Source organism: Streptococcus sp. CL5.50 (genome assembly GCF_049738015.1).
Taxonomy (GTDB): Bacteria; Bacillota; Bacilli; order Lactobacillales; family Streptococcaceae; genus Streptococcus; species Streptococcus mitis_CA.
Window position 1 is genome coordinate 1 of sequence record NZ_JBKOTR010000024.1, and the last position, 2,687, is coordinate 2,687.

Sequence of the window (2,687 nt, forward strand, 5' to 3'; positions counted from 1 at the left end):
TAATCCATCAGACTCCACATGACGTTGGCTAAGTGGCAAAGCGTATAATTCCTGAAGAAGACTAGCTAAATCCTCATTTGGGCTCTCCGGAGCTGTAGCAGGATTTTGAGGAGTTTCATATTGACTCGTTCTTAGAGTAGATCTTGTTTCTCCCCTGCTTGAACGGTATTCAACGGTACTTAATTGACTACCTTTTCCAGATAAGAAGGCTTGGGCAGCAGCTAATTCACTGGCAGACAAATCACTCTTCGGAATATAGTGGAAGTGATTGCCATGAGGAACGATATAGGCATCGCCCGTATCTTCGATGATATCAGAGGCATTAAAGATATACCCATCATCCGTTGTATAACGGCCTTGAGCTCTGGCTGCAACTACTGCCTGATCGTTTGAACCGCCACCGTGATTACTACTATGTTCCTGCTTCTGACGTTTAATCTCTTCTTTTGTACGAATATTGTCCGCATGGGCGGCATCCTTGAGGTAAACATAGTATTTCCCGTCTACCTTAATCACATAACCACCCTTGATTTCATTGACAATGTCTGAATCCTTCAACTGATAATTCGGATCTTTCATGAGGAGTTCTTCACTGATGATAGCGTCATAAGGAACCTTGCCATTATAGTAATGATAATGATCTCCATGAGAGGTCACATAACCTTGATCCGTAATCTTGATAACGATTTGTTCGGCGTTGATTCCCTCTCTCTTACTGACTTCATCAGGTGTCAAGTTCTCTGCCTTTTGACTTGGTTGGTTGCCATCGATGTATGAAACACGGCTATTTTCTTTTACAGTTTGAGCTTGATGCAAACCTAGTTCATAAGCACAGACACTTAAAACAAGTGCAGCTGCTGACCCAGCTAGATATTTTTTATTGATTTTCATTCTTTCCTCTTTTCTTAACTCTATTTGATTCACTATAAAATGATAAACCAGTTAATTAACTAGTTAATAGTTTACTCTTTTTAGTATTGCTTGTCAAGAATTTTTCGTATATACATAATAAAAATGAAAGCCTCTTTATCGAGACTTTCATTTTTCATTAGTTGATTTTTCCTTATTTACAGGTGAAGGATTACTACCTTTTAACAACGCAAGTAATTTTTCTGCTTCTGCCATGATACCATTATTATCCATTGTTTGCAGGCTCAAATTATTTCGTAAACCAGCTAGTGTTTCTGTCGCATTAGCTTTCAGACTAGCATCAGTTACTTTATCAAGTAAAGCTTCTACTTCTTTGAGTTTGGCTTCCACTTTTTCAGTCTCTACTTGAGGGACTTCTGGCTCAGCAGGTGTTTCCTCTACTGGCTCTTCATCTGCTTTGAAGTTCTTATTTGGATCTTCACTGTGGTCTTTCTTACCTAAGACATGCTCGCTAGCATTGCCCCATCCATCATTAGAATGTGGACGTTCGTCAGGATGTTCAACATAGTACTTAATCGTCGCAAATAAGTCTTCCAATGTATAACCATTTGGAGCTTTGTATGAGTGGTCGTCAAACCAAGCAAATTTAATGTTATGGTAATGATCCTTATGAGGAATGATTAAATTACCATTTTTAATCTCAACTGTATGCTCAACCATGTATGGAAGTCGAACGAGTGGAATTCGTTTTTCACCTTTCACACGATTGTAAATGGCCGCCGCACTATCTCCAGTTGGATTTGCTTGAGCATCTGCGTCTGGAGATGGAGGTAGGATACCTTTTTCTTTAGTATAGGCTTGAGCTGCAGCTTTTTCCTTATCAGAAAGACTATCTTTTCCAATCCAGTGACTATGGCCCATATGAGGCGTTACATAGGCATCTCCTTCATCACTGATAATATCATGTTCGTCAAAAATGTAGCCATCTGAGGTTGTATACTTATCAGCTAATTGTGCAATACGGACTTCGTTTTCGGTATATTCAATTTGAGCATTTGGTTTGCCAAGTCGCTCTGGATGGGTAATTGGTGCTAGGAATGCCAATAAATCATCTACCAATTTTCCTTTATTAGAAGATTCATCGTTCAAGCGTTCCGCTAATTTGTCTAAGGCTTGGAAATCAGAAACGCGACCTTTATTTTCAGATAAGGCTTTATGAGCCTTGGCCAATAAATTATATGCTTTATCATAAAATTCTTGGTCACGAGGAGCGACATTTTCTTTCTTCGCAACTAGCGCATGTGTCTCTTGAGTTTTCTTAGACAAGAGATTTTCAATAGTATCAATCTTATCCTTGGCCAAATCTTTAGCAAGAACATAACGACTAACGCCCTTATCCTCTATAATATATCCGTCGCCAACTTTTCTAACAACCTGGTTGACATCAAATTCAGTCGTTTTATTTTCCGCTGGCGCTTGAGGTTTGGTAGTAGGCGCTGGCTTCAGTGGAGTGACGCTTGGCAAAACATTGCCATTTTGTCCCTTGACAGCTATCATACGAGCTAATTTTTCTTCCAAAGGGGACATTTGTGAATAAGGGATAAAGTGATAATGGTCTCCGTGAGGCACTGCTACACCGTTAGCTGTACGTTTGATGATTTGTGCCGGATCAAAGACTAATCCATCAGATTCTACATGGCGTTCTGATAAAGGTTTGGCATACAATTCACTTAAAAGTGTTGGGATATCTTCCCCTTGATTTTGATGATATGTTGGGGTGACAGTCAGGTTTGGAGTCTCTGTCAAACTTGGTTGGA

General features: G+C 39.7%; 2 protein-coding genes. Both read right to left on the minus strand.

Going from position 1 to position 2,687, the window contains the following annotated elements:
• Positions 1-891, minus strand: an 891-nt coding sequence (locus ACLNCV_RS09660; protein WP_424845153.1) for a pneumococcal-type histidine triad protein, incomplete at its 3' end; no start/stop codon positions are given.
• 147 nt (positions 892-1,038) lie between these two features.
• Positions 1,039-2,687: pneumococcal-type histidine triad protein (locus ACLNCV_RS09665; protein ID WP_424845154.1), on the minus strand; the 1,649-nt coding region annotated here is incomplete at its 5' end.